2 protein-coding genes are annotated in these 2,476 nt (G+C 49.8%); both read right to left on the bottom strand.

Features of this window, described 5'->3' with window-relative positions; all coding sequences use genetic code 11:
- Positions 1 to 355: 355 nt before the first annotated feature.
- Positions 356 to 856 (bottom strand): hypothetical protein, encoded by a 501-nt coding sequence (locus PPL9_RS00705; RefSeq protein ID WP_152986551.1) that lies wholly within the window; start codon positions 854 to 856, stop codon positions 356 to 358.
- Positions 857 to 1,008: 152 nt separating this feature from the next.
- A complete protein-coding gene (locus PPL9_RS00700; protein ID WP_057460844.1) occupies positions 1,009 to 2,388 on the bottom strand; it encodes an ISNCY family transposase in 1,380 nt (459 codons plus the stop codon).
- Positions 2,389 to 2,476 lie beyond the last annotated feature (88 nt).

Genomic DNA, 2,476 nt, shown 5'->3' with positions numbered 1-2,476 from the left:
AATAATTGCCGCACACCTTAAAACGCAGATGTTCCAAGGCAGTTCAATGCAACCAAACACCCATGTTGCAACCAAGCAGAAGTGGCGGGTGGGGCGCAATGCAGGAATGTCATTGCTGAGGTAATGAAAGGCGTGAGTTTGCACCTTGCGGAAGCGCTCTGGCCCTGACGGACGGAGACCCCAATCTATCGCAGGACGACAGGGCCAGAAGGTGAAGGGCTCCGTAGACATGGTTTCAGGGCGAGGAGGAGACTAAGTGCGCTGCTCATGCTTTAGCACTACGCCAGCGGCAGCGTTTGACTGTAAGAATGTCTGCCACTAGCAACATGCTTTAAATGTATGGAAACAATTTCTATTAAAGAACATTTTTCACAAAATTAAGGTTGTCAGTTATCACCTGAGCGAAAATCTGCTGAGCAACAATAAAACTTGGTCTCTCTGCTTTGCCTCTTGAAACATTCTTTACAAAAAGCAAAGCAATATCGATCTCGGGATCTAATTGTTTTTGATCAACCAAAATGTCAAAAAAACCTTTATATTGCTGAAAACGCTCTCTATATGACGAGACTGCCTTCTCAAGAGAGATCTCAGATTCTGAGTGTTGCAAGCTAGCTCTGAGTACATCAAACTGCGCGCTCTCAATTGCAGCCATCTTATTCTTATACTTCGACAAATATGAAGTACTCAAAGTAACAAGCGACATTGCAAAGAATGTAATTTCAAGTTTCACAATGTCTTGTTGAGATATTCCAAGCTGTTCATGGGACAGACGATACATAACCGATTGAAAACCAATCATCTGATTTGAAATCTTCTTCGTCAGTCGTTTTACTGACGGCTCTCCCAACCCAAGCATAGTATACTCTCCTCGTCTCAGGAGAACAGAATATACGACTATACTGAGCTCTATCATGCTCTGAAATCTGACAGTCTTTTCGTGGCGTTTCTGTGCTTTTACACGATCATACTAAATGAAAGAGATCCAGGCACCCATCCTTGGGCTTGCAATTAAGAGTGCTTTTTCCTGAATTCCTCCAAAATAGCCAGAGACTCTGCACGGCTGCGACTGGCACCTTCAGAGCGCCGTGCTCTCCGGGGCTTGCGTTCACGCTTCTCGTAGCCGCCTTTGTCAGAAGCGCTTTTGACCTTGACGCGGGGAGGGCTGGCCTCCTGTTCTTTCTTCACAAAGGCCAGCACTTCTCCCAAGCGCTTGTTCTCTGTCACCGCAGCATGGGTCACGCGCTGGTCCTTATCAAAGCTTGTGTAGGGCAGGATCGCGCCTTTGGCACGCACTTCAAAACGACCATCGGCGAACTCATAAGTATCAACATATTTTCCGACCAGTGACCGGCTGAACTCGGTCTCGCGCAGCATGATACGTTTGCGATTATACGAAATTGCCAGCTGCTGGGTCACATGGCGCTTGTCGCGCCAGCACAGAATATCGGCGAGCCGGTCCGGTTCCACATTAAGGGTCCGGTGAAGGTTATCAGGGCGGTACGCTCGCTTGGCAAACCTGTTATTGAACCGTTCCGTAAAGCCTTGCAAAAACGCATTGCCTGCTTCCATGTCACTTATATCAGCCAGTCGTAGTTCTTTGACCAACCGATCTTGCAGTGTGCGGTTGGCCCGTTCGACCCGGCCCTTGGCCTGGGAGGAATTGGCACACAGAATCTCGATGTTAAGCTCCGACAGGGCGCGGCCAAACTGGGTCATACCGGCCCCGCCTTTGGACTGTTCATTGGCAACCTTGAACACACTGTGTTTATCAGAATAAAACGCCACCGGACGGCCATGTTTACCTAAATAGTGCTCCAGCGCTGAAAAATAAGAAAACGCACTCTCGGATGGCACAAATTGAAGCTGCATCAATGTGGAAGTAGCATCATCAACAAAGACGAGCAGGGTGCACGGATCGCCGCGCTCCTCGAACCAACGATGATCGCTGCCATCTATCTGAATGAGTTCACCAAAGGCCTCCCGGCGCAGCCGCGGCTGATGAAACCGGCGGCGCTGGACTTTGGAGAGCCAGATCCCGTCCTCCATCATCCACTGGCGCACGGTCTCGCGCGAGACTTTAAACTGATGGTGGATCTCCAGCATCTCAGTTGCCAGTGTCGGTCCAAAGTCAGCATAGTGCTCTTCAATCAGCGCGAGCGCATAGTCCCGAACCCCGTCGGGGATCTGGTTGTTGGGGCGCTTACCCCTGGCTTTATGACGAAGGCCTAACGCGCCCTGGTTGCGAAAGCGGTTACGAAGCCGATAAATCTGTCGCACGGACAGGTTGAGAAGATTGGCTGCATTGGCGCAGCTCACTTTGCCTTCATCAAGCTGCGTTAAAACTCTGATCCGGTTTAACTCTTTCTCACTCATCACCACCATGCCCATGTCGCACCATCCTTGCAAGAGACCAACAACAGGATCAGTGTGACACTTCTAGATTGATAGATCCTGACACTTTAGCATGGCGGTTACA

It is taken from the genome of Pseudovibrio sp. POLY-S9, assembly GCF_001431305.1.
Lineage (GTDB): Bacteria > Pseudomonadota > Alphaproteobacteria > Rhizobiales > Stappiaceae > Pseudovibrio.
The sequence above is the reverse complement of the archived record's forward strand: the minus strand, read 5'-3'. Positions and strand labels throughout refer to the sequence as shown.